A 1,408-nucleotide genomic window follows, 5' to 3' on the forward strand; every position below is an offset into this window, starting at 1 on the left:
GGCGGTGTTGAGCGGCCCCAGTTTGGGATGCTCTTCCAGGAAAAGCCGTCCGTTCCCGGATTGACGCCGAACAACCGACCGATTTCCACCGCGTCGGCGCGCGCCTCCATGGCGCTGCACAGCACCACCATGTCCACCGGCACCCGGATGCGCTCGCCGAGCAGGGTGTCTTCGGCAATGGCCACGAGCTTGCCCGTTTCCGCCGGGGATTCGGCCTGGTCGCTGATCTCGGCCACCTTGCCGCGGATGAAGACCGTGCCCTCCTCCTGGCAGCGGCGGTAGAACTCCTCGTAGCCTTTGCCGAAGCAGCGCTGGTCGATGTAGAAATCATATACCTGGGCGTGGTGGCCGACCTTTTCCTTGATCAGGTGGCTGTACTTGAGGGCGTACATGCAGCAGACCCGCGAGCAGTAGATGGTGGTTGACATCCCGGCTGCCCACGCAGTGCACCAGGGCCACGCTCTGGGGCGGCTCGTTAAAATCGCCGTTTGCATCGCGCATGAGAATTTGCCCGCCCGTGGGGCCGGTGGCGTTGCTCAGGCGTTCGAACTCCAGGCTGGTGAAGACGTTGGGCAGGCGGCCGTAGCCCAGGGGCTTGATGGACGAGGGGTCCATGAGATCGTAGCCCGTGGCGAGGATGATGCTGCGACCTTGAGGGTTTCCTGGACGGCGGTCATGGTATGGTCGATGGCCTTGGCCTCGCATGCCGACACACAGGCCATGCACTCGCTGCACACCCCGCAGTTCAGACAGCGGGACGCTTCCTGACGGGCGTCGGCTTCATTCAGTCCCCGGTCCACTTCGTCGAAGGTCATGGAGCGTTCCTCTGCCGCGGTGTGGTCGGGAACGGCCCTGGGCTGGGGGACGATATCGTCGGCCATGTCGGCCCAGTGATTGCCCGGCGATGGTTGGTCGACCAGGTCCCGCGCGACCTGATCCATGTCCGCGCCTTCGATGAAACGCACCATGGCCGTTGCCGCCTTGTGACCGGCCGCGACCGCCTCGATCACCGTGGCCGGACCGCTGACCGCGTCGCCGGCGGCAAAGAGATGGGGGATGGTGGTCTGCAGGGTGACGGGATTCACGGCAATGGTGTTCCGGGCGGTCAACCGCAGGTCGGGAAGCTGGGCCGACCAGGAGACGTCGATCTGCTGGCCGATGGCCGGAATGACCGTGTCACAGTCGATGACAAAGGCCGAGCCTGCCACCGGTACCGGCCGGCGCCGACCCGTGTCGTCCGGCGGCCCCAATTCCGTGCGCATGCATTCGAATCCCGTGACCCGATCCTTCTCGGCCAGGATGCGCACCGGCGCCGTGAGAAAGGCGAATTGGATCTCTTCCGCTTGTGCCCCCTGGATCTCCTCGGCATAGGCCGGCATCTCCTGGGCCGAGCGGCGGTAGACCACGG

General features: G+C 65.4%; 1 protein-coding gene and 1 pseudogene. Both read right to left on the reverse strand.

What is annotated here, in order from left to right:
* Window positions 1-428 (reverse strand): annotated as a pseudogene (locus tag JCM12296_RS46765) (pyridine nucleotide-disulfide oxidoreductase); the annotation flags it as partial.
* A 108-nt stretch (window positions 429-536) separates the two neighbouring features.
* The coding region (locus JCM12296_RS46770) for an FAD-dependent oxidoreductase (protein WP_246805330.1) at window positions 537-1,408 on the reverse strand (872 nt) is incomplete at its 5' end.

The organism is Desulfosarcina cetonica JCM 12296 (genome assembly GCF_001311845.1).
Lineage (GTDB): Bacteria > Desulfobacterota > Desulfobacteria > Desulfobacterales > Desulfosarcinaceae > Desulfosarcina > Desulfosarcina cetonica.